Genomic DNA, 22640 nt, shown 5'->3' with positions numbered 1-22640 from the left:
ACGCAAGGAGGCGTACGACGATGACCACTTCTGACCCGACAGGCCTGCACCGGGTGCTCGATGAGCCCGTGGGCGGCTCGTTGCCGCTGCCCCAGGCCGCCCGGAGACTCGACACCCGCAAGAGCTTGTGGCCCGACGAGGTGCGGATCCGGGTGGAGCGTCTGAACCTCGACGCCGCCTCGTTCCGGCAGCTCGAGTCCGCACACGACGGCGACGGAGAGGCCGTACGCCGCGAGGTGCTCGGCATCGTCGCCGAGCGCGGCAAGATGCAGAACCCGGTGACCGGGTCGGGCGGCATGCTCGTCGGCGTCGTCGAGGAGGTCGGACCCGAATCGCCGCTGGGACTGAAGGTCGGGGACCGGGTCGCGACCCTGGTGTCGCTGACGCTGACGCCGTTGGTGATCGAGGACGGGCTCGCCGGCTGGGGCGGTGACTCCGAGCAGGTGCCGTGCGACGGCTACGCCATCCTCTTCGGCCGCTCGATCGCAGCCGTCCTGCCCGACGACCTCACCCCCAAGCTTGCGCTGTCGGTGATGGACGTGTGCGGTGCCCCGGCGCTGACCCGGCGGGTCGTCTCGGAGCGCTACACCGGCGGTGTCGTCGCGGTGATCGGTGGCGGCGGCAAGTCCGGATCGCTGTCGCTGGCCGCGGCCCGCGACGCGGGAGCCGGCCACCTGATCGGCATCGTCCCGACCGAGGCCGAGGCCGAGCGGCTGCGCGACGCCGGCCTGGCCGACGAGGTCGTGATCGCCGACGCCCGCAACCCGGTCGCGCTGCGCGACGCGGTCACCAAGGCCGGCGGACCAGCCGACGTCACCGTCGTCTGCGTCGACGTACCCGGCTGCGAGGGCGGCGCCATCCTCGCCACCGCCGACCGCGGCACCGTCATCTTCTTCTCGATGGCCACCTCCTTCTCCGCCGCCGCGCTCGGCGCCGAGGGCCTCGCCGCCGACGTCACGATGCTCGTCGGCAACGGCTACGTCCCCGGGCACGCCTCCTACGCCCTGGATCTTCTCCGCGCCAATGCCGGGGTCCGGGCACTGTTCGAAGGAAGACTGGAACTGTGAGACTCGAACTGGACCCACGCACGATCGCCCAGGCCCGCGCGCTGGCCGCGAAGGTCGGCGACCCGATCGTCGAGATGGCCAAGAAGCACACCACGGTCGCCGTCGAGCGAGCGACGCTGCGCCTGGCCGGGCTCGCCGGCGCCGACCCGGACGGCACCCCATGGGTGAACCACCTGGTCGACGCGGTGCGCGCCGACATCGGGCTGGAGCACGGCGTCGCCCTGCCGGTGTGGCAGGCGCTCAGCGCCTACGACAACGATCTGGCCCGCCTCGCCGAGGAGGCCGCCGCCGGACAGGTGACCTTCCACCTGCCCGAGGGCGCCGAGGCCGAGCTGGCCGCCAAGCACGCCCGCGAGGCGGTCGGGGTCGGCATCGCCCGCCTCGACGCCAGCCGGGTGGCCCGTGAGCGGATGATCGCCGAGATCGGCGACGCACCCCGCAAGCCGTGGATCTACCTGATCGTCGCCACCGGCGACATCTACGAGGACATCCCGCAGGCGCAGGCAGCCGCGCGCGAGGGCGCCGACATCATCGCGGTGATCCGCTCGACCGGCCAGTCGCTTCTCGACTACGTGCCCGAGGGTGCCACCCGGGAAGGGTTCGCCGGGACGTACGCGACCCAGGAGAACTTCCGGCTGATGCGGGCCGCGCTCGACGAGACGAGCCGTGAGCTCGGCCGCTACGTGCGGCTCACCAACTACGCGAGCGGGCTCTGCATGCCCGAGATCGCCGCGCTGGCGGGGATGGAGCGGCTCGACATGATGCTCAACGACTCGATGTACGGGATCCTGTTCCGCGACATCAACCCGGTGCGTACGTTCGTCGACCAGCGGCTCTCGCGCCAGATCCACGCGCGGGCGGGGATCATCATCAACACCGGCGAGGACAACTACCTGACCACCGCCGACGCGGTCGAGGCGGCGCACACGGTGACCACCTCGCAGCTGCTCAACGAGTACTTCGCCAAGGAAGCCGGTCTCGAGGACTGGCAGCTGGGCCTGGGCCACGCCTTCGAGATCAATCCCGACGTACCCGACTCGTTCCGTCTCGAGCTCGCGCACGCGCTGCTGGCGAAGACGATCTTCCCCGACGCCCCGCTGAAGTGGATGCCGCCGACCCGGCACATGACCGGCGACATCTTCAAGGGCTACCTGCTCGACGGATTCTTCAACCTGGCGGGCGCGATGACCGACCAGGGCATCCTGCTGGTCGGGATGATGACCGAAGCCGTGGTGACGCCGTGGCTCTCCGACCGCGACCTGGCCCTGCAGAACGTCCGGTACGTCATGGAGTCGGCCGGCAAGCTCGGCGAGGACTTCCACCCCGCCCCCGACGGCTTCATCGCCAACCGGGCGCGCGAGGTGCTGGGGGAATCGATCGACCTGCTCGGGAAGATCATCGACGAGCCCAACGGGCTGCTCGACGCGATCGCGGACGGCACCTTCGGCCTGATGAAGCGCCCCGCCGACGCCGGCAAGGGCCTCGAGGGCGTCGCCGAGAAGTCCTCGGCGTACTACAACCCGGCGAGCACCATCTTGGAGGGTGAGGAATGACCATCATCAGGCCGTACGGCGACACCACCGGGGACGGGATGGTGCAGCTCTCCTTCACGTTGCCGATCAAGCACTCGAAGGTCGCCGACGGGGCGGCGCTGCAGCTGGCCAACAAGATGGGCATGGAGCCGGCGATGGTCGTCCACTCCAAGCCGATGGGCGACGACTTCACCTTCTTCGTCGTCTACGGACAGGTGAACCATCTCGTCGACACCGACAAGGTGCAGGTCGTCGAGCGTGACTTCCCGCTGCTGACGCCCAAGGAGGCCAACGCGGTGATCAAGGAGACGCTGCGGCGGCCGATGGTCGTCGTCGGCGCCTGCATCGGCACCGACGCCCACACCGTCGGGATCGACGCGATCCTCAACATCAAGGGGTTCGCGGGGGAGAAGGGGCTGGAGTACTACAAGGAGATCGAGGTCGTGAACCTCGGCGCCCAGGTCTCGGTGCCCTCCCTGGTCGAGGCCGCCGTCACCCGGCGCGCCGACGCCGTGCTCGTCTCCCAGGTCGTCACCCAGCGCGACGCGCACCTGCTCAACACCCGGGAGATGTCGGCGGCATTCCGCGAGGCCTACCCTGCGGGGGAGCGGCCGCTCCTGGTCGCCGGCGGTCCGCGGTTCGACGAGTCGATGACCGCCGAGCTCGGCGTCGACCGCATCTTCGGCCGCGGCACCACTCCCGCCGAGGTCGCCTCCTACCTCGTCCACCGCACCACCTCGAAGGAGCCCGCGGCATGAGCAGTCCCGAGATCGGCACCAAGGTCGTCCACCGCCGCTACGTGCCCTACTCCCACGCCCACTACGCCGGGAACCTGGTCGACGGGGCGTACAGCCTGGGCCTGTTCGGCGACGTCGCGACCGAGATGTGCATCCTCACCGACGGCGACGAGGGTCTCTTCGCCTCCTACGACGACGTGCAGTTCAAGGCACCCGTGCGTGCCGGCGACGTCCTGGAGATCACCTGCGAGCTGATCAAGGCCGGGACCCGGTCCCGGGTGATGGAGTTCGCCGTGTACGTCGTGGCCCGCGGAGCCGCGACCGAGGCCCGTCCCGGGGCAGCCGAGATCCTGGGGGTGCCGCTCCTGGCCACCTCCGCGCGCGGTACTGTCGTCGTTCCGTGAGCGCCGTAACGAGTACGCGCAGGCGACACGCCGACGTTCCACGATAATTCTTCACTTTCTCGCGCTCCGCAGGCTGTGGTTGACCTGCGAAAACATATGTTTCCGCAGGTCAGAGCCGTGTTGACTTCTGCGGAGCCAGCGGGTGATGGTGGCAACGTTCGCCCATGCAGAGTTGCGGTCGGCGGACCGGCGCTCGACGAATCGGGTCGGGGGGTGTCGAGCCAGGCATGCCTTCGACGCGTTTTCGTGGGCGCGGTCAACGGCCGCGAGGGCAACGCGGGAGGGCCAAGGCGCCCTTAGACAACGATCGTCCCCCTGTCGCCAGCAGGGATCGGAACGGCCCGAAGAACGTCTTGCTCCTCCCGCGCTCTGTCTGTGATCGCCTCGCCATCGCACTGTCCCGATCGATCTGTCCCGCTCGATCGGGGATCTTGGGATCAACCGGTGGGCGGATATCCTGTGATCTCCACCCCCATTCCTTGACAAGGCCGGCGTACGTGACGAACGAGCAGCTTCCACCCTGGACCGAGATCGGCCGGGCGGTCATGGTCATCCCGACCTACAACGAGGCGGACAACCTCGCCTGGATCGTCGGGCGGCTACGCAAGGCACAGCCCCGCGTCGATGTGCTGATCGTCGACGACGGCTCGCCCGACGGCACCGGCACGATCGCCAACGAGCTGGCCGACAACGACGAGCAGATCCACGTGCTGCACCGCACCGAGAAGGCCGGGCTGGGGGCTGCGTACCTGCACGGGTTCGGCTGGGCCCTCGAGCAGGGCTACGACGTCGTGGGGGAGATGGACGCCGACGGCTCGCACCAGCCGGAGGAGCTCCACCTGCTGCTCGAGGCGCTCACCTCCGCCGACCTGGTGATCGGTGCCCGCTGGATCCGCGGCGGCTCGGTGGTCAACTGGCCGCTGTCGCGACGCCTGCTGTCGGTGGGCGGCAACTTCTACGTCCGGCTCCTGCTCGGCATCGGCGTCCACGACGCCACCGCGGGCTACCGCCTCTTCCGGCGTACGACGCTGGAGAAGCTGCAGCTGAACAGCGTCGAGTCGACCGGCTATGTCTTCCAGACCGAGATGGTGACGCGTACGCTGCGCGCCGGCCTGACCGTCAAGGAGGTCCCGATCCAGTTCATCGAGCGGGTCCGGGGCGAGTCGAAGATGAGCCCGACGGTGGCCGCCGAGTCGATGCGCCGGGTGACCCGCTGGGGCCTGGCCGAACGCCGCGACCAGCTGCTTCGCCTGCTGCGCCGATTCGGGCTGGACCGTTTCGTGGGAGGCCGTCGATGACGACGCGTCGCCGCCGGTTCTCCTGGGTGCTGGTGCTGCTGTTCCTGGTGATGCCGCTGGCCGAGCTGTTCGTGCTCATCCAGGTCGGCCAGGTCATCGGCGTGTGGTGGACGATCCTGCTGCTGGTCGCCGACTCGATCTTCGGTGCCTGGCTGATGCGCCGCGAGGGCTCCCGAGCCTGGTCGGCTCTGTCCACGGCGCTCTCCTCGGGCAAGCTCCCGTCCAACGAGATCGCCGACGGCGCGCTGATCCTGCTCGGTGGGGCGCTGATGCTCAGCCCCGGGTTCGTGACCGACATCTTCGGCATCGTGCTGATCCTGCCGTTCACCCGGCCGTTCTTCCGCCGCATCCTGGCCAAGGTCGTGCAGAGGCGCCTGGTCACGGCGACCATGCCGTCGACGTTCGGTGCCGGCCCCCGGCCGCGCAACGACGACATCGTCGCCGGCGAGGTCATCGACAAGGACGCCTCCTAGCGCGAGACGTCGCCTACGTCGGCCGAGACGTCACAAAAGCGAATCGAGTGGTCACCGAAGTGACCACTCGATTCGCGTACGTGACGTCTCGCGTGAGATCAGGCGTTGGCCTTCTTCTTCCCCGGTCCCTTGCGGTGCAGGTGAGCCGGGCCGATCTCGCCACCACGAAGCAGGTCGAGGCGCTCCTTGAGGATGTCCTCGAGCTCCTTCTCCGAGCGCCGCTCCAGGAGCATGTCCCAGTGCGTACGCGCCGGCTTCTCGGCCTTCTCCTCCGGCTTGGCGCCGGAGAGGTTGAGAGCTTCCATGCCGCAGCGCGGGCACTCCCAGATGGCCGGAACCTCGGCCTCGTCCGACATCGTGATCTCGAAGTCGTGACCCTGCGGGCAGCGGTACGCCACCTGCTGACGACCCGCGAACTCGATCCCGCGTTCGTCCTCAAAACTTTGTCCGCCCAGTCGGGCGCCGCGCAACGTGCGCTCGGCCATGAAGCACCTCCTGAGTCGATCGTCCCCCGTTGAATGAGCTGAAGAGCGAAGCGGTCTGCGGACTCATGACGCAGGCCGGTCAGGCCTCTTCACACTGTCAACGGTACAGAGGAGGTGATGATTCCGTGAATTGTCGAGATCCTCGCCGTGTTGTTCGACACAGGGCCCGCCTGACCTGCGGATCCCCCTGAGAAAGTCCTGAGCGATCGGTGTCTTGAAACCGCCAGCTGTTGAGCGCGCTCTCACACCCGCTCGGGTGCCCGGTTGCCCGCCTGCTCGATGCCCTTCGCGGTGTTCACCAACGCGAGCAGCCCGCCACCGAGGACGAAGAAGGCGATCAACGCCAGGATCGCCGGCCGGTAGGAGTCGGTGATCTGGTAGACGAGCCCGAAGACCAGAGTTCCGAGCCAGGAGGTGCCGCGGTCCATGGCGTGGTAGAGGCTGAAGTACTCCGCCTCCTTACCGGCCGGGATGAACAGCGAGAAGTAGGACCGGGCCAGCGCCTGGGTGCCGCCCATGACCAGGCCGATCCCGACCGCGACGACCAGAAGCGGCACCAGGGTCTGCTCGGGCACGAAGTAGGCCGCGACGACGATGACCATCCAGCCACCCAGGCCGCCGAGGATCACCCGCTTGGCGCCGAAGCTCTTGGCCAGCCGGCCGAAGAAGACGGCCCCGCCGACCGCCACGAACTGCACCAGCAGATAGATGCCGAGCATCGTGCCGGTCTCGAACCCGAGCTCCTCGACCCCGTAGATCGACGCCGAGCTGATCACCGTCTGGATGCCGTCGTTGAAGAAGAGGTACGCCAGCAGGAAGGTCAGTGCGACCGGATATTGCGGCAGTTCCCGGAGCGTCACGAACAGCTGCCCGAAGGAGCGCGCCACCACACCACCGGAGACGTCCTCGACGTCGGCCGGCTCGCGTCGGCGGATCCGGCGCCACGGGATGATGATGAACCCCGCCCACCACAGCCCCGCCGAGAGCATCGAGATCCGCACCGCCAGCGCCGTGCCGAGCCCGAGCGGGTCGGCGAAGGTGACGAGCAGGAAGTTGATCGCGAGCAGCAGCCCGCCACCGGCGTACCCGTAGGCCCAGCCGATGGAGGAGACCCGGTCGCGTTCATCCTCGGTCGAGATCAGCGGCAGGATCGAGTCGCTGACCACCACCGCCGCGCCGGCGCACAGATTGGCGATGATGAACATGATCGAGCCGAACAACCAGTTGTCCCCGGTCATGAAGAACAACAGCGCCGCGCAGAGCGCACCGGCCCAGGCGAATCCGGCCATCAGGTCCGGCTTGCGCGAGGTGCGGTCGGCGATCGCGCCGACCAGCGGGTAGATGAGCGCCGACAGGATCGTCGAGAACGTGATGACGAACGACGGCAGCGCACCGGGCGCGATCGAGAGCCCGAGCACCTCGATCCGGTTGTCGACGGCGGCTGCCTTCGCGATCTCGATCAGGTAGGGCGCGAACAGCACGCCGGCCACCGTCGTCTGGAAGGCGGAGACGGCCCAGTCGGTGAAGAACCAGCCCTTCTGCTCCCGCGTCCGTTCGACCGGCGTGAAGTCGCCGATCCCGGCTGATGTGGTCACTTCTCGGGCTCCTCGTCATTCTCTTCGGACTCGGCCTCATCGGTGGGCTCGACCCGAGACGGCACAGCCTCCCACAGCCCGCGTTCCTCCAGGAACGCTTTCAGCACGTCGGTGCGATCGGTCATCAGCCCGTCGACGTCGCACTTGATCAACCGCTCCATCTCAGCCGGTTCGTCGACGGTCCAGACGTGGACTTCCTTGCCGGCTTTGTGGGCTCGACGGACAAGGCCGCGCGATGCCACCCGGATGGACAGCGGGCCGAGAAGACGCTGGTGGTGCGGGATCTGGAGGGCGTCGAACTGTCCGCCCGCCAGCCGCCTGGCCATCCCCGCGGTGGGAGCGAGTACGTACGCCAGCACCTCTCGTGGATTCGCCGAGGTCCGCACGCGACCCTCGGTCAGACGCCGGAACTCCTTGATCCGGCGCCCCGAGAACGAGCCGACGATGACCTTGTCCTCGTGGCCGGTCGCCGCGAGCAGCTCGGCCAGCGCACCGACCGAGCCGTCGGACTTGAGATCGATGTTGAAGGTGACCTCGGGGAAAGCCTCGAAGAGCTCCGCCAGGGTCGGCACCCCGTGCAGGCCCCCGATCCGGGCGGCCTGCACCTCGGCGTACGTCATCTCCGCGATCAGCCCGCTGACGTCGGTCACCCGGTCGAGCGCCTCGTCGTGGAAGGCGAGCAGGACACCGTCGCGGGTGACATGCACATCGGTCTCGAGATGGGTGTAGCCGAGCTTCACCGCATGCCGGAACGCCTCCATGGTGTTCTCCATCCCGACGAGGTCGGGATGGAGCGCTCCGCCACGGTGCGCATAGGCGCGTATGCGTCGTTGCTGCTCCCTCACGGGGAGCATCTAACCACCCGTGAGGGCCGGATCACATGAGCCCGCGGGCTCAGATGTCGCCACGATCCAACAAGCGCGCCCAGTCGGCTCATCCTGACCGAAAATCCCGTCGAGTCGGCGCGTCATGACGCGCCGACTCGAGGGATCGTTGCTCAGATGTCGCGGAAGGCGGTGATGTTCGCGCCGAGCTGGTTGAGCCGCTCGGCGAGGTCCTCGTAGCCGCGGGCGATGACGTAGGTCGAGCGGAGCACCGAGGTGCCCTTGGAGGCGAGCATCGCGAGCAGCACGACGACGGCGGGACGCAGCGCCGGCGGGCAGACGATCTCGGTGCCGGAGAAGTGGGTCGGCCCTTCGATCATCACCCGGTGCGGGTCCATGAGCGTGACGTTGCCGCCGAGCTTGTTGAGCTCGGTCAGGTAGATCGCCCGGTTCTCGTAGACCCAGTCGTGCAGCAGCGTCTGACCCTGCGCCACCGCGGCGATCGCGGCGAAGAACGGCAGGTTGTCGATGTTGAGGCCCGGGAAGGGGAGCGGGTGGATCTTGTCCAACGGAGCGTGCAGCACCGAGTGCTTGGTGTTGATGTCGACCAGGCGGGTCTTGCCGTTGAGCGCCAGGTACTCCTCGGAGAGGGTGTAGTTGAAGCCCATCTCCTCCAGCGTCGCCAGCTCGATCTCCATGAACTCGATCGGGACGCGCTTGATGGTGATCTCGGAGTCGGTCACGATCGCGGCGGTCAGCAGCGACATCGCCTCGATCGGGTCCTCGCTCGGCGCGTAGTCGACATCGACGTCGATGACCTCGCGGCCGGTGACGCGCAGCGTGGTGGTGCCGATGCCCTCGACCTCGACGCCCAGCTTCTGCAGGTAGAAGCAGAGGTCCTGGACCATGTAGTTGGACGACGCGTTGCGGATCGTGGTGGTGCCCGGGTGCAGCGCGGCAGCCATCAGGGCGTTCTCGGTGACGGTGTCGCCACGCTCGGTCAGCACGATCGGGCGACCCGGCTGGATCTCCCGGTTGACGCTCGCGTGGTAGGCGCCGTCGGTCGCCTTGACCTCGAGGCCGAAGGGGCGCAGGGCCGACAAGTGCGGCTCGACGGTCCGGGTGCCGAGGTTGCAGCCGCCGGCGTAGGGCAGCTCGAAGGTGTCCAGGCGGTGCAGCAGCGGACCGAGGAACATGATCACCGAGCGCGTACGCCGCGCGGCGACCTCGTCCACGGCATCCAGGCGCAGCTCCTTCGGCGGCACGATCTCGAGGTCGTTGTCGTCGTTGAGCCAGCGGGTCTGCACGCCGATCGAGTTGAGCACCTCGATGATCCGGTTGACCTCTTCGATGCGGGCGACCTTGCGCAGCGTCGTACGGCCCCGGTTGAGGAGCGAGCCGACCAGCAGGGCTACCCCGGCGTTCTTCGAGGTCTTGACCGTGATCTCACCCGAGAGCGTCGTCGGGCCGGTGACGCGCAGGTGCGTGGGGCCGGCGCCGATGTCGACGAGGGAGGAGTCGAGAGCGGCACCGACCCGGGCGATCATCTCCAGGGACAGGTTCTGTTGTCCCTGCTCGATGCGGTTGATCGCACTCTGGCTGGTGTTGAGGAGGTCAGCGAGCTGTGCCTGGGTCAAACCCTTGTGCTTGCGCGCATCGCGAATCAGGTTCCCGATACGACCTTTGTATCCGTCGGTCATGGTGCACCACCGTAACTCATATATGAGATAAGCCTGGATTCCCCGCGAAGTGTCGGCGTTTCGTTTCAGGGCTGTTGCCTGGCTCGTGGAACGGCCACCGTGTGCAACATCTCTTTACGCCGGGTGACAGGATGCCACCATGCGCGCGACGACTATCCATGGGGTGGGCGACATCCGCTTCACCCAGGTACCCGATCCTGCTCTGGCGAAGCCCACCGACGCCATCGTCAAAATCGTGGGTTCCTGCATCTGCGGCTCCGATCTGTGGAACTACCGCGGCTCCAACGGCGACATCGAGGAGCCCCGCACCATCGGCCACGAGTGCATCGGCGTGATCGAGGAGGTCGGTGCCGACGTACGCGACTTCAAGGCCGGCGACTTCGTGATCGTCCCCTTCGACCACTGTGACAACACCTGTCCGCACTGCCTGGCAGGAGTCCAGTCGGTCTGCGAGAACCTCGGGTTCACGGTCAGCGGACAGAGCGAGTACGCCCTCGTCAACCAGGCCGACGGCTCGCTGGTCAAGCTCGACGAGACGCCGGACCCGTCGATGTACCCAGACCTGCTGGCGCTCACCGACGTGATGGCCACCGGCTGGCACGCCGCGGTCATGTCAGGTCTCGGCAACGGAGCCCAGGGCGGCACCGCGGTCGTGGTCGGCGACGGCGCGGTCGGCCTGTGCGGCGTACTGGCTGCCGCTCAGCTCGGCGCCGAGCGGGTCGTGGCGATGTCGCGCCACGAGGCCCGCCAGGAGATCGCCAAGAAGTTCGGTGCCACCGACATCGTCGCCGCCCGCGGCAAGGAGGGCGAGGCCGCCGTACGCGAGCTCACCGGCGGCGTCGGGGCCGACTACGTGTTGGAGTGCGTGGGCACCGACCAGTCCTTCAAGACGGCCTCCAAGGTGGCCCGCCCGGGTGCGACCGTCGGGTTCGTCGGCGTCCCGCACGACGTCAACCTTCCGGTCAACGCGCTCTTCCGCACCAACGTCGGCCTCAAGGGCGGGATGGCGCCGGTACGCCGCTACCTCCCCGACCTCCTGCGTCTGACGCTGAAGGGCACGATCAACCCCGGTCTGGTCTTCGACAAGGCCCTGCCTTTCGCGGAGGCCGCCGAGGGCTACCGCCTCATGGACGAGCGCCTCGCGACCAAGGTCCAGCTCACCTACTGATCCACGCTGATCCCGGGCGGGGGATCGGCCGAGCGCCTCATCTGAGAGACTCGGTCGATGCCCCGCACCGACACCATGCGCCTGCGCCCGCTGTCACCGGGTGACGAACACGTCTTCGCCGACTGGGCACACGACGAGGAGTTCCGGGTGGCCAACGGCTGGCCGGAGCGCGACCGCGACGGTCACCTCCGCCACTGGCGCCGGCTGATCGATGCCCCACCGCCCGAGCTCATCAGGCTCGCGGTCGAGCTCGACGAGGAGGTCGTCGGCTATGCCGATCTCCACGGCCTGGCCCCCGACACGCGCGAGCTCGGTATCGCCATCGGCCCCAGCTCGCGGTGGGGCCACGGTCTCGGTCAGCGCGCCATCAAGACCGCGCTCACCTACGGCTTCTCCGTCCTCGACCTGACCCGGATCTGGGCCGAGACCCACGAGACCAACACCCGGGCCAAGAAGCTCTTCGGCGCGACCGGCTTCATCGAGACCGGCCGCCACGGCTCCGACACCTACCGCGGCGAGGACGTCGGCCTTGTCCAGTACGCCGTCGAGCGCCCCTACTAGCACCTGCCGAAGCGTCAGATACGTCGGTCGACACGTCAGCTGCGTCGGCCGAGACGTCACGCAGGACGGTCGACACGTCAGGCACTGACTCTTCGCCCGACGTACCTGACGTCTCGAACGACCGGGGTGACGTCTCGGCGGGTCAGTCGGCGATACGTACGGGCTTCTTCTGGGGGTAGCCCTCGGGGAGGAGCATGGTGCGGTCCTGGTGGCGGTAGAGCACCTGCCAGTGCCAGTAGAGGTGGTACGCAGCGGGGGACCGCTTCATCTGCTCGGCGTAGGCGCTGACGGCCGCCACATAGCGGTCGGAGTGGTTGTAGGACCACAGCGCGCCGGCCATGTCGCCGGGAGCGCCGTTGTTGGCGAGCATGCGGCCGGCGGCCATGTCGCCGGGAGCGCCGTTGTTGGCGAGCATGCGGCCGGCGGCCATGATCGCGTCGGCGGGGTCGTTGATGTCGCCGCCGGCGCCGTACTGGGCGAAGGTCGAGGGCAGGAACTGCATCGGGCCCTGGGCGCCCGCGGTGCTGGTGCCGCGGATGCGGCCCATCCGGGTCTCGACCAGGTGGACGGCGGCGAGGTACTCCCACGGTGTTCCGGTCTGCTGCTGCGCCTTGCGGTAGAGCGGGCGCAGCTCGTCCGGCGTCGGCGGTGTCAGGATCTTCCAGTCCGGGAGCTCGGGCTGGGGATCGGTCATCACCATGAGCTCGCGCGCCGCGGCGATGTCCGACTGGAGCTGGGCGCGGTCGGCACGGCCGAGCGCACCCAGCACCTCGTCGGCCTTGGCCTTCGACCCACGGGCGAGGTCGCGGGCGGTCGTCTGCTCGAACAGCGCGGCCTCGCGTACGTCCTCGGCTCCGGGCTCTCCAGCGGCGACCGTCGCCATCGCCTGGGTGAGGCGGTCCGAGAGTGGCACCGACGCATCGTCCAGAGGGACCGTCGTCGGCGAGGGGACTGGGCTCGAGGACGGGACTCGCGGCGACGCCGACGGGCTGCCGGCAGGATCCGAGGACGGCTCACCGCCACAGCCGGCGACGAGCGCCAGGGCTGTGACGGTGGCCAGGGCAGCGAGCCGAGTGCGCACGTGTTCGACGCTACCCGACGGCCGACTACGCGCCGCTGCGACCGCCGCTCTGCCCGATGATGGCCGCGAGCTCGGCCGGCTTGCTCAGCTGCGGCCAGTGCCCCGTGGGCAGGTCGACGAAGGTCGCGTCCTTGTGCTTCGGGATGGCAGCGACCGACTCGGTGCCCTCAGCGATCCACTCCTTCAGATCGGCAGCGGTGTATTCGGGGCAGACGAACACCGCCGGGACCGAGTAGCGACGCTCGTCGCCGAACTCGAACGGCTCGGAGGTCAGGTTGGCGGGGGAGGGCCGCAGCAGCGCCTCGAAGGTGGCTCGGTCCAGGTCGCGTACGTCGGCCTCGTCGAACTCCTCCCACGGCACTGGCGGCAGGTCGGCACCGTCGGTGGGGAAGTTCTTGGCCGGGATCATGCCCGGCTCGGCCGGCCAGCCGCCGACGTAGACCACGGCGGCGACCTTGTCGACGCGTGCATCGAGGGCGGCGCCGGCCACTGCGCAGCCCATCGAGTGTCCGACGAGGATCACCGGCGCAGCCGACTCGTCGATGGCGGCCACCACGGCGGCGACCTGGTCGGCGACGTGCACGTCGGACCGGTCGGTCTCGGCCGACTCGAGGCCGGGCAGGGTGAGCGGCCGCGGAGTGTGACCGGCTTCGGTCAGATGGGGGACGACGAGGTCCCAGGAGGAGGCGTCCAGCCAGAGGCCGGGTACGAGAACGATGTCCATGGAACGATCCTCTGCCTGATTGCGGACGATCTGCTTCCGCCACCACAAATCTTTCGAACAAAAGAACGGTGACCACCGCGACTGCGGTGGTCACCGTTTCTGGACGCCCGAGACAGCTGACGTCAGGTCGTTCAGCGAGCGCCGGCGACCTCCAGTAGCTCCGCGACCTCGTGGGCGCGGCAGTCGCAGTCGGAGTCGCACGGCAAGAAGCGGTGACGAGCGTGACCGCAGTCGCGGCACGGCATGTCGTGAGAAAGCGTGAAGCTCTGCACCTCAACGGTGTCCCACATAATTAATTCATCCCCCAGAGAATGTTGGTCGGTCTTTATCGGTGAAGCTGCCTGATATGTAACACGATAATCCGCGACTTCGGAAGAGCTCGGACAACACGCCGAGACATTGTTTTCCCTGGTCAGTCGACCGATATGATTATTCGGTCGACCGATAGATAAACTCATAAGGGGCTGTTGTTGATGCCGCGTGGGCGTCCGCTTTACAACGCCCGCGAACGCGCTCTCGCGTGTTGACGGAATGAAAACAGAACGCAGACCTGCAGGTCACAACCCACAAGGTGGCGTCAGTTCGGAGGCCGGTTCCGGAGTGCAGAACACCTAGAGGCGAAGGTCCCAGCTGCCCTGGCTGACCCCGAATGGTCGGCGTCGGCCACCGCCCTGAGGGAATCTCGCGGGTCGGTTGAGAGTTCTACTAGTCGTGAAGAACATCGGATTCTTGTCTTTCGGCCACTGGACACCGTCGCCCTACTCGCAGACGCAGTCGGCACGGGACGCGCTGATCCAGGGGATCGAGCTCGCGGTCGCCGCCGAGGAGCTGGGAATCGACGGTGCGTACTTCCGGGTCCACCACTTCGCCCGCCAGTACGCCTCGCCCTTCCCGCTGCTGTCCGCGGTCGGCGCCCGCACCTCGAAGATCGAGATCGGCACCGGTGTCATCGACATGCGCTACGAGAACCCGCTCTACATGGCCGAGGACTCGGCGGCCGCCGACCTCATCTCCGGCGAGCGCCTGCAGCTCGGGATCAGCCGCGGCTCACCTGAGCAGGTCATCGAGGGATGGCGCTACTTCGGCTACGACCCCGGCGAGAAAGCCTCCGAGGCCGACATGGCCCGGGCTCACACCGAGACGTACCTCAAGATCATCGAGGGGGTGCAGTTCGCCGAGCCCAACCCGCGGCCGATGTTCCCCAACCCGCCGGGGAAGCTCCGCGTCGAGCCCTACTCCGAGACGCTGCGCGACCGGATCTGGTGGGGTTCGAGCTCGTTGGCGACCGCACGCTGGGCCGCGGGGCTCGGCATGAACCTGCAGAGCTCGACCCTCAAGAACGACGAGAACGGCAAGCCGTTCCACATCCAGCAGCGCGAACAGATCGAGGCCTACCGCGAAGCCTGGAAGGAGGCCGGCCACGAGCGTGAGCCGCGCGTCTCGGTCTCGCGCTCGATCTTCGCCCTCGTCAACGACGAGGACCGGCGTTACTTCGGCCTCGACCGGCAGACCAAGGACCAGATCGGAAACATCGACGACCAGACCCGCGCGATCTTCGGGCGTTCGTACGCCGCCGAGCCCGACGTGCTGGTCGAGGAGCTCGCCGAGGACGAGGCGATCCAGGCCGCGGACACGCTGCTGCTCACGGTGCCGAACCAGCTCGGCGTCGACTACAACGCACATGCCCTGGAGAGCATCCTGACCCACGTAGCCCCTGATCTGGGCTGGCGGTAGAAACCTGCGGACCGCGCAACTTCCGGGTCACAAAAGGGCGCATAATCGTTGTCAACCGCCCCACGTGGCCGCACCATTGGCTACCGTGCACGGCGACCGTTATTCAAGGGGGACCCCTGTTGGCTACGTACGCTGAGCTGCTTGACGTCTATCTTCGCGATCCGGGCCCGGAGTCGCTGAGAGCCCTACGTGAGGCGATCCTGGAAGCTCCGAACTTCCGGCCCGATCTCGAGATCACCGAGATGATCGCCCCGATGATGTCGGTCGGCGACTACGCCGGCGCGATCGCCGCCGTCCACGGGCTGATGCCCGGCGCGATCTTCAGCCCGTCGGCCCACGCGGCCCTCGCCGACGCCCAGCGCGGCCTCGGCAACCTCGAGCAGGCTCAGCGCGAGTCGATCTTGGCCCAGTCAGCACTCGACAGCATCATCAGCACCGGAGAGGGCACCGAGTCCGAGCCGTGGTCGGTGCTGCGGACCAGCGACGCCTACGACGTGGTGCTGGCCTCGGGCAAGACGCCGCGCTCACAGGTCGCGGTCGGCAAGCTCGACCGGATCGTGTGCACCGACTCGACGGTCTGGTTCTTCGACACCAGCAACGACTTCGCCAGGGCCTGACCGCGGCGTGCCGAGATCCGTACTCATCACCGGCGCGGCCGCCGGCATCGGCCGGGCGACCGCGCTCCGTTTCGCCCGTGAGGGATGGCTGGTCGGCGCCTACGACATCGACCTCGACGGCCTGGCATCGCTGGCGACCGAGGTCGAGCCGCTCGCCGGGGAGCTGGTCACCGGGACCCTCGACGTACGTGACGCGGTGTCCTGGCAGACCGCCCTGGAGGGCTTCGTCGCGGTGAGCGGCGGCAGCCTCGACGTACTCGTCAACAACGCCGGCATCATCCAGATCGGCAGGTTCGCCGACCTGCCGCTGGCCCGGCAGCAGGCGATCATCGACGTCAACGTCAAGGGCCTGGTCAACGGCTGCCACCTCGCGCGCCCGTTCCTCCGCCCCGGGTCCCACGTCGTCAACCTCGCCTCCGCATCGGCCATCTACGGCCAGCCCGGGATGGCGATCTACTCCGCCACCAAGTTCGCCGTACGCGGCCTCTCCGAGGCTCTCGACCTGGAGTGGTCCGGGGACGGGATCACAGTGACGGCCCTGTGGCCGCTCTTCGCCGACACCTCCATGGTGTGGGGTCATGACTTCCCGGCGCTGCGGCGCCTCAAGGTCTCGCTCACGCCCGACGATGTCGCGGAGTCGGTCTACGCCGCCGCGACCAGCGGTCACGGCCTCCTCGGTGGCGTCCACCGCGGCGTCGGCACCAAGGCGCGCGTCCTGCTCGGCCTCTCCGGAGTCACTCCGAGCTGGGCCAACCGGGTGTTCAATCGGCTGATCTCGACCTGATCGTCGCCTCCTGATTGTTCACCGGGTTGTTGCCGGTAGGGACGGTGTGCGTCGGGTTCCTGACGACCCTGGCGCGCACGCTCGGGACCATGATGAGTCGCACCTTGCGGATTCTGCTCGCCGGGATCGTTGCCCTCGTGCTCGCCTCCGCGGCGCTCAGCGCGGCGCGGGCCGACGAGCCCCGGGCCTCCGACCAGGGGCAGGTCGTGTTCGACCGTCACGAGGTGCCGCCCGAGGACGCGCGGCCGGGCGGCGGCGCGGCGCCGTTCGAGACCGGCGTGGTGATCGTGCTCAACACGCTGCTCCTCGGCGGGCTCGTCGGCGGCATGCTCTGGGCGCGACGACGGCTCGGCTGCGCCGACTCCGCACTCCCGCGTATGCCCGCATAGTGATATCGCCGTCTCATTTATCGGGATTCCACGCGTAGAGTCGATGCATGTCGACCTACACCCATGGCCATCACGAGTCGGTCCTGCGCTCGCACAGGTGGCGTACGGCGGAGAACTCCGCTGCCTACCTGCTGCCCCGGCTGAGCCCTGAGCAGCGGCTGCTCGACGTGGGTGCCGGTCCGGGGACGATCACGCTCGATCTTGCCGGCCGCGTCGCTCAAGTGACCGCCACGGAGATCGGAGAGCCCGAGCTCGCGCTCTCCCGGCAGTCCGCCGAGACCGGGGGAGTCACGAACGTCGACTTCCGGGTCGAGGACGTGCACGCGCTGAGCATCGAGGACGACACCTACGACGTGGTTCACGCCCATCAGGTGCTGCAGCACGTGAACGACCCGGTGCGGGCGCTGCGGGAGATGCGCCGGGTGACGAAGCCCGGGGGCATCGTGGCCGCGCGAGACAGCGACTACGCGGCCTTCGTCTGGTGGCCGGAGTCGGCCGAGCTGACCGAGTGGCTGCGTCTCTACCGTCATGCCGCGCGGGCCAACGGCGGTGAGCCCGACGCCGGCCGGCGGCTGGTCTCCTGGGCGCGCGCTGCCGGGTTCGACGACATCGAGGCCACCTCGAGCACCTGGTGCTTCTCCGCCCCGGAGGACCGGGCCTGGTGGGGCGGGATGTGGGCCGATCGGTTCACCGACTCGGCGGTCGCCCGCCAGCTCGTCGACTCCGGAGACGCCACGACCGCCGACCTCGCCCGGGTCGCGGACGGGTGGCGGTCGTGGGCCGAGGCGGAGGACGGTTGGTTCTCCGTCCTCCACGGCGAGATCCTGGCTCGCGCCTGAGGGTCGACGCCGATCCTCAGCGGCGCAGGATCCGCGCCGAGAGCGTGTTGCCGAGCAGCTGGATGACCTGCACGAGCGCGACCAGGATGAGCACGCAGACCCAGGTGACGGTCGGGTCGTACTGCCTGTAGCCGAAGGTCTGGGCGAAGCTGCCCAGACCGCCACCGGCGATCAGGCCGGCGACCGCCGACATGTCGACGACTGCCACGAAGGCGAAGGTGTAGCCGAGGATGATCGGCGCCAGCGCCTCGGGGAGGACGACGGTGGCGGCGATCCGGGCCCGGCTCGCACCCATCGCGCGGGCGGCCTCGATCACTCCCGGCGAGACGGTCACGAGGTTCTGCTCGATGATCCGGGCGATGCCGAACATCGCGGCGAGGATCAGCGAGAACACCACCGCCGGCATACCGATACCGGTGCCGACGACCAGTCGAGCGGCCGGCTGGACGGCGGCGATGAAGATGATGAACGGGATCGGCCGGAAGAAGTTGACCAGCACGTTGAGGACGACCGAGACGACGGCGTTCTCGTACAGCCCGCCCTTGCGGGTCAGGTAGAGGCCGAGCGCGAGCAGCAGACCCAGGGTGCCGCCGATCAGCATCGTCAGCGCCACCATGAGCAGCGTCTCGCCGGTTGCCTGCCAGATGTCCGGCCACAGCTCGCCGAGCCGGGTATCGGTGGGGAGAAGCATCACAGCTCCTTCGCGGGGACGAGGGCGGCCAGCTCGCGTACGGCCTCGTCGACCGAGGTCGCAGGACCGTCCAGGGCGAGGGTCAGGTTGCCGAAGGTGACACCCTGGATCTCCTCGATGCCGCCGAAGACGAGCTCGAAGGAGATCCCGCGCTCGAGGAGGACCGCGAAGATGTCGGTCTGGCGGGGACCGCCCTCGCGCAGCTCGAGCTTCACGAACCGGCCGGGGTGGCGCGACTTCATCGCCACCAGCGCGTCGGCGGCGGGCTCGTCGTCGACGACGGTGCCGACGAAGCGCCGGGTCACCGGCTGCTGGGGGCCTGCGAAGACGTCGTAGACGGCACCGGACTCGACCACGCGCCCGTTCTCCATGACCGCGACGTGGTCGGCGAGCTCGCGGACCACCTCCATCTCGTGAGTGATCGCCACGATCGTGGTGCCGAGCTCCTCGTTGACCCGCTTCAGGAGGCGCAGCACCTCGTGGGTGGTCTCCGGGTCGAGCGCGCTGGTGGCCTCGTCGGCGAGCAGCAGGGACGGGTTGGTGGTGAGCGCGCGGGCGATGCCGACACGCTGCTTCTGTCCGCCCGAGAGGTTGCGCGGGTAGGTGTGGGCCTTGTCGGGGAGCCCGACGAAGTGGAGCAGCTCGGAGATCCGGCGCTGCTGCTCGGCCTTGTCGATGCCGGCGATCTGCAGCGGGTAGGCCAGGTTGCCCCAGACCGTACGCGACTCGAAGAGGTTGAACTGCTGGAAGATCATCCCGATGCCCAGCCGGATCGGCCGCAGCTGCCGCTCGTGCAGGCCGACCAGCTCGGTGCCACCGACCTGGATGGAGCCCGAGGTGGCCGGCTCGAGGCCGTTGAGCAGCCGCACCAGGGTGGACTTGCCGGCCCCGGAGTAGCCGACGATCGCCTGTACGTCACCGGCGGCGATGTCGAGGTCGACGTCGACCACGGCATGGACCTCGTCGCGACCCTTCGCTGCCGGGTAGGTCTTGGTGACGTTGCGGAGCCGCACCAGCGGCTCCGCAACGGTGGCCGAGTGCGTCACTGACGCTCCTTGACCTGCTTCTCGGTGTCCTCGAGCGACTTCTGCAGGTCCTCGACCGGGATCTTCACCAGCTCGGCGGTGTTGCCGGAGGTCTCGTAGACCCCCTGCTGCACGTCCTCGTTGGTCTGGAAGATCTCGACGAGCTTCTTGTAGGTCGCGTTGTCCTTGTCCTCGGCGCGTACGGCGAAGATGTTGACGTAGGGGAGCGCCTTCGGGTCGGCGGGGTCGTCGGTCGCGAGCGCGTCCTCGAACTTCAGGCCGGCGTCCTCGACGAAGTCGTTGTTGATGATCGCCGCTGCCACGTCGGGGAGCGAGGAGGCGGTGATCGAGGCCTGGACCGCCCGGACCTTCACCTTGGACGCGACGGTGTCGACCTCCTTGACGGTGCTGAACGGGGTGCCACCGTCGGTCAGCTCGATCAGGCCCTTGGACTGCAGCAGCACCAGACCGCGGGCCTGGTTGGTCTCGTCGTCGGGGACGATCACGGTCTCGCCGGCCTTGATGTCGTCGAGCGAGGTGTACTTCGAGGAGTAGAGACCCAGGGGATAGGTCGCCGTCGAGCCGAGCGCCACCAGGTCGTCGTCGTTCTGGACGTTGTAGTCGGCCAGGAAGATGATGTGCTGGAACTGGTTGAGGTCGAGCTCGCCCTCTGACAGCGCCGGGTTGGGCTGGTTGTAGTCACCGAAGTTCTTGACCTCGAGGTCGATGCCCTCCTCGCGAGCGGCGTCCTGGAAGGTCTTCCAGTAGGGGTCGTCGGCTCCGACGACGCCGATGCTGACCTTGGTCAGCTCGCTGCTCTCGTCGTCGCGGGTGAGGAAGAAGGCGAGGCCGCCGATCACGATGGCGGCGACGACGACGATCCCGATGATCAGCGGGAGCTTGGACTTGGGAGCCTCGATGAGCGGGGTGGGCTCAGGCGTGCTGGAGGACACGGGTGGGAACCTCTTCTGGAAGTCGAAAGTGCTGGGACAACGCGGTTGTTGTCGACCAACACAGTAGACTTAACGAGGATCACATCCGCGCACACGGCCACACCCCGAGATCATGTCATCGACATGCCTCGAGGTGTGTTAGGCGCCGTTCACGCGAGGTCGCGTCGCCTCATCACGACCACCGCCGCGACCGCTGCGACCAGGACGTACGCGGCCACGGTGATCAGCGCCCGCTCGCCGGAGATCGCGTCGAGGACTCCCGGGGTGCCGTTCGGACCGCCGATGATCGCACCGGCCAACGAGCCTCCGGCGGTGCCTGGCAGGGCGTCGGTGACGGTCTCGATGCCCGGAAGCAGGCTGCCGACGCCGCGCAGCAGGTTCTCGACCACCAGCGACCAGACCAGGCCCAGTCCGACGGCGAGCGCCGGCCCCTTGGCGAGCACACCGACGAGGAACCCGAGCAGCGCCCACATCTCCAGCACCAGGAACCCGGAGCCGAACGACTGCGCCAGATCGCTCAGGGCCGGCATCGTGATCGACTCGCCCTCGGTCGCAGCGATCGCCACCGAGACGCCCGCGCACAGAGCCAGGGTCGCGGTCATCATCGCGAAGATGAAGACCGTCACCGCGGTCAGTGAGCCACCCACGGCGGCGAGCCGGCTCGGCCCCTGGGTGAAGACGGTCTTCCAGGTGCCCCAGCCGAACCCGTTGCCGGCCACCAGCGCTCCGACCACCATCGCCAGGGCACCACCGAACATCGGCAGGCCGCTGACGATGACGTCCGGGATCGCGCTCGGCATCAGCTCGGAGAGGAGCTGGGCGTTGCTGGCGCCGTCGCCCGCGAAGTTGTCGTCGCCGGTCTTGTAGGCGACGTAGTTGAAGACGTACCCGAAGGAGAGCGACAGCGCCAGCCAGGCACCGACGATCACCCAGATCGCCGACCACTTGCGCAGGCGGAGCAGCTCGGCGGTAGTGCTGTTCATCCAGCCTCTGACGTTCATGACACGAGCTCCTTGTTGCTGGTCATCTCGAAGAAGGCGTCCTCCAGGGAGCGCTCCGCGACGGTGACCTCGTGGACATCGATGGAGTGGGCGACCAGATGACGTACGACCTCGGGGGTCGCGGTGGCGGGCAGGTCGACCTCGAGCGTCTCGTTGCCGATCCGGCGTACGCCCTCGTCTCCGGCCATCCGCATCAGGGCAGCCAGGGCGGCGTCCTCGGGGGTGGCCCGGACCCGTAGGGTCGCGCCGCCGCGTAGATCGGCGACGGTCGACTCGCGCAGCAGGCGGCCGTTGTTGATGACACCGACGCGATCGCAGATCTCCTGAACCTCCGCGAGGATGTGGCTGGAGAGGATCACCGTCTGACCGGCCTCGGCGAGCGAGACGACCAGGGCCCGCATGTCGGCCATGCCGGCCGGGTCGAGCCCGTTGGTGGGCTCGTCGAGCACCAGCAGGTCCGGTGAGCCGAGCATCGCTGCGGCGACGCCGAGGCGCTGCTTCATCCCCAGCGAGTAGCCCTTGAAGGCGTCCTTCGCCCGGTCGGCGAGGTCGACCATCTCGAGCACCCGGTCGACCTCGGTGTTCGGCAGCCCCTGGTAGCGCGCCATCGTGCGCAGGTTGTCGCGGCCGTTCAGGTAGGGGTAGAAGCCGGGACCCTCGATCAGGGCGCCGATGCGGGCGGTGACCTCGGGTCGTCCGGCGTGACGGCCCAGGACGCTGGCCGATCCGGCGGTGGGCCGGATCAGGCCGAGCATCATCCGCAAGGTGGTCGTCTTGCCGGCCCCGTTGGGGCCGAGGAAGCCGTACACCTCGCCACGCATGACGGTCATGCTGACCCGGTCTACGGCGAGCCTGTCGCCGTACCGCTTGGTCAGCCCGTCGGTCTCAACCACGAGTTCGTTCATGCCTCTCACGCTCTCGTGACCGCCCCCGGGCTGGCATCGGCGTCGGCGATGCT

Annotated in this window: 24 protein-coding genes; 13 read left to right on the top strand and 11 right to left on the bottom strand. The window is 68.3% G+C overall.

Features of this window, described 5'->3' with window-relative positions; genetic code table 11:
* Positions 1–20 precede the first annotated feature (20 nt).
* The 6 genes from kdd to ABT304_RS07430 all read left to right on the top strand — a co-directional run bounded on the left by kdd (position 21) and on the right by ABT304_RS07430 (position 5511).
* Entirely contained in the window at positions 21–1067 is a 1047-nt protein-coding gene (gene kdd / locus ABT304_RS07455) for an L-erythro-3,5-diaminohexanoate dehydrogenase (RefSeq protein WP_350714079.1), read from the top strand.
* Positions 1064–2620 carry a lysine 5,6-aminomutase subunit alpha gene (gene kamD / locus ABT304_RS07450; protein ID WP_350714077.1) on the top strand — a complete coding sequence of 519 codons (1557 nt, stop codon included), beginning with the start codon at positions 1064–1066 and terminating at the stop codon, positions 2618–2620. The genes kdd and kamD overlap by 4 nt, the downstream gene beginning before the upstream one ends.
* Positions 2617–3357 carry a lysine 5,6-aminomutase subunit beta gene (gene kamE, locus ABT304_RS07445; RefSeq protein ID WP_160023493.1) on the top strand — a complete coding sequence of 247 codons (741 nt, stop codon included), beginning with the start codon at positions 2617–2619 and terminating at the stop codon, positions 3355–3357. Before kamD ends, kamE begins: the two co-directional genes overlap by 4 nt.
* On the top strand, positions 3354–3740 hold the full coding sequence (gene kal, locus ABT304_RS07440) for a 3-aminobutyryl-CoA ammonia lyase (protein WP_350714075.1): 387 nt from the start codon (positions 3354–3356) through the stop codon (positions 3738–3740). The genes kamE and kal overlap by 4 nt, the downstream gene beginning before the upstream one ends.
* 545 nt (positions 3741–4285) lie before the next feature.
* Positions 4286–5038 carry a polyprenol monophosphomannose synthase gene (locus ABT304_RS07435; protein WP_502890301.1) on the top strand — a complete coding sequence of 251 codons (753 nt, stop codon included), beginning with the start codon at positions 4286–4288 and terminating at the stop codon, positions 5036–5038.
* Positions 5035–5511 carry an FxsA family protein gene (locus ABT304_RS07430; protein ID WP_350714072.1) on the top strand — a complete coding sequence of 159 codons (477 nt, stop codon included), beginning with the start codon at positions 5035–5037 and terminating at the stop codon, positions 5509–5511. The genes ABT304_RS07435 and ABT304_RS07430 overlap by 4 nt, the downstream gene beginning before the upstream one ends.
* A 98-nt stretch (positions 5512–5609) precedes the next feature.
* On the opposite strand, the gene ABT304_RS07425 is transcribed toward ABT304_RS07430, so the two are convergent.
* The 4 genes from ABT304_RS07425 to ABT304_RS07410 form a co-directional block, all read right to left on the bottom strand.
* Entirely contained in the window at positions 5610–5996 is a 387-nt protein-coding gene (locus ABT304_RS07425) for an RNA polymerase-binding protein RbpA (protein ID WP_008359714.1), read from the bottom strand.
* 242 nt (positions 5997–6238) lie between these two features.
* Complete coding sequence (locus ABT304_RS07420) at positions 6239–7591, bottom strand: MFS transporter (RefSeq protein WP_350714070.1); 1353 nt, start codon at positions 7589–7591, stop codon at positions 6239–6241.
* Positions 7588–8445 (bottom strand): glycerophosphodiester phosphodiesterase family protein, encoded by an 858-nt coding sequence (locus ABT304_RS07415; RefSeq protein ID WP_350714069.1) that lies wholly within the window; start codon positions 8443–8445, stop codon positions 7588–7590. Before ABT304_RS07415 ends, ABT304_RS07420 begins: the two co-directional genes overlap by 4 nt.
* A 143-nt stretch (positions 8446–8588) precedes the next feature.
* Complete coding sequence (locus tag ABT304_RS07410) at positions 8589–10115, bottom strand: UDP-N-acetylglucosamine 1-carboxyvinyltransferase (RefSeq protein WP_350714067.1); 1527 nt, start codon at positions 10113–10115, stop codon at positions 8589–8591.
* A 139-nt stretch (positions 10116–10254) separates the two neighbouring features.
* Between ABT304_RS07410 and ABT304_RS07405 the strand changes: the two genes are divergently transcribed.
* Together ABT304_RS07405 and ABT304_RS07400 are read left to right on the top strand one after the other, a co-directional pair.
* Positions 10255–11283 (top strand): zinc-dependent alcohol dehydrogenase family protein, encoded by a 1029-nt coding sequence (locus ABT304_RS07405; protein ID WP_350714065.1) that lies wholly within the window; start codon positions 10255–10257, stop codon positions 11281–11283.
* Between the two features lie 57 nt (positions 11284–11340).
* Positions 11341–11844 (top strand): GNAT family N-acetyltransferase, encoded by a 504-nt coding sequence (locus ABT304_RS07400; protein WP_160023509.1) that lies wholly within the window; start codon positions 11341–11343, stop codon positions 11842–11844.
* 142 nt (positions 11845–11986) lie between these two features.
* On the opposite strand, the gene ABT304_RS07395 is transcribed toward ABT304_RS07400, so the two are convergent.
* Positions 11987–12925: a lytic transglycosylase domain-containing protein gene (locus ABT304_RS07395; RefSeq protein ID WP_350714063.1), complete on the bottom strand. Its 939-nt coding sequence runs from the start codon at positions 12923–12925 to the stop codon at positions 11987–11989.
* 25 nt (positions 12926–12950) lie between these two features.
* A complete protein-coding gene (locus ABT304_RS07390; protein ID WP_350714061.1) occupies positions 12951–13649 on the bottom strand; it encodes an alpha/beta fold hydrolase in 699 nt (232 codons plus the stop codon).
* 729 nt (positions 13650–14378) lie between these two features.
* Here ABT304_RS07390 and ABT304_RS07385 point away from each other — a divergent pair.
* The 5 genes from ABT304_RS07385 to ABT304_RS07365 all read left to right on the top strand — a co-directional run bounded on the left by ABT304_RS07385 (position 14379) and on the right by ABT304_RS07365 (position 18012).
* Positions 14379–15383, top strand: a complete 1005-nt coding sequence (locus tag ABT304_RS07385) for an LLM class flavin-dependent oxidoreductase (RefSeq protein ID WP_350714060.1) — start codon at positions 14379–14381, stop codon at positions 15381–15383.
* Positions 15384–15502: 119 nt separating this feature from the next.
* Complete coding sequence (locus ABT304_RS07380; RefSeq protein WP_160023517.1) at positions 15503–16000, top strand: DUF4919 domain-containing protein; 498 nt, start codon at positions 15503–15505, stop codon at positions 15998–16000.
* A gap of 7 nt (positions 16001–16007) precedes the next feature.
* On the top strand, positions 16008–16784 hold the full coding sequence (locus ABT304_RS07375; protein ID WP_350714058.1) for an SDR family oxidoreductase: 777 nt from the start codon (positions 16008–16010) through the stop codon (positions 16782–16784).
* A gap of 89 nt (positions 16785–16873) precedes the next feature.
* Positions 16874–17173, top strand: coding sequence for a hypothetical protein (locus ABT304_RS07370; RefSeq protein ID WP_350714057.1), 300 nt, complete (start codon positions 16874–16876; stop codon positions 17171–17173).
* A 47-nt stretch (positions 17174–17220) separates the two neighbouring features.
* Entirely contained in the window at positions 17221–18012 is a 792-nt protein-coding gene (locus ABT304_RS07365; protein ID WP_350714055.1) for a class I SAM-dependent methyltransferase, read from the top strand.
* A gap of 16 nt (positions 18013–18028) precedes the next feature.
* Here the strand turns inward: ABT304_RS07365 and ABT304_RS07360 are convergent, their stop codons facing one another.
* The 5 genes from ABT304_RS07360 to ABT304_RS07340 form a co-directional block, all read right to left on the bottom strand.
* On the bottom strand, positions 18029–18703 hold the full coding sequence (locus tag ABT304_RS07360) for a methionine ABC transporter permease (protein ID WP_350714054.1): 675 nt from the start codon (positions 18701–18703) through the stop codon (positions 18029–18031).
* Positions 18703–19749, bottom strand: a complete 1047-nt coding sequence (locus ABT304_RS07355) for a methionine ABC transporter ATP-binding protein (protein WP_350714052.1) — start codon at positions 19747–19749, stop codon at positions 18703–18705. The genes ABT304_RS07360 and ABT304_RS07355 overlap by 1 nt, the downstream gene beginning before the upstream one ends.
* Positions 19746–20681, bottom strand: a complete 936-nt coding sequence (locus tag ABT304_RS07350; RefSeq protein ID WP_350714050.1) for a MetQ/NlpA family ABC transporter substrate-binding protein — start codon at positions 20679–20681, stop codon at positions 19746–19748. The genes ABT304_RS07355 and ABT304_RS07350 overlap by 4 nt, the downstream gene beginning before the upstream one ends.
* A gap of 149 nt (positions 20682–20830) precedes the next feature.
* Positions 20831–21682: an ABC transporter permease gene (locus ABT304_RS07345; RefSeq protein WP_350714048.1), complete on the bottom strand. Its 852-nt coding sequence runs from the start codon at positions 21680–21682 to the stop codon at positions 20831–20833.
* Positions 21679–22587 carry an ABC transporter ATP-binding protein gene (locus tag ABT304_RS07340; protein ID WP_350714046.1) on the bottom strand — a complete coding sequence of 303 codons (909 nt, stop codon included), beginning with the start codon at positions 22585–22587 and terminating at the stop codon, positions 21679–21681. The genes ABT304_RS07345 and ABT304_RS07340 overlap by 4 nt, the downstream gene beginning before the upstream one ends.
* Positions 22588–22640 lie beyond the last annotated feature (53 nt).

The sequence above is a fragment of the Nocardioides sp. NPDC000445 genome, from assembly GCF_040300245.1.
Taxonomy (GTDB): domain Bacteria; phylum Actinomycetota; class Actinomycetes; order Propionibacteriales; family Nocardioidaceae; genus Nocardioides.
Note: the sequence above shows the minus strand (reverse complement) of the source record. Positions and strands in the feature narration are given on the sequence as shown.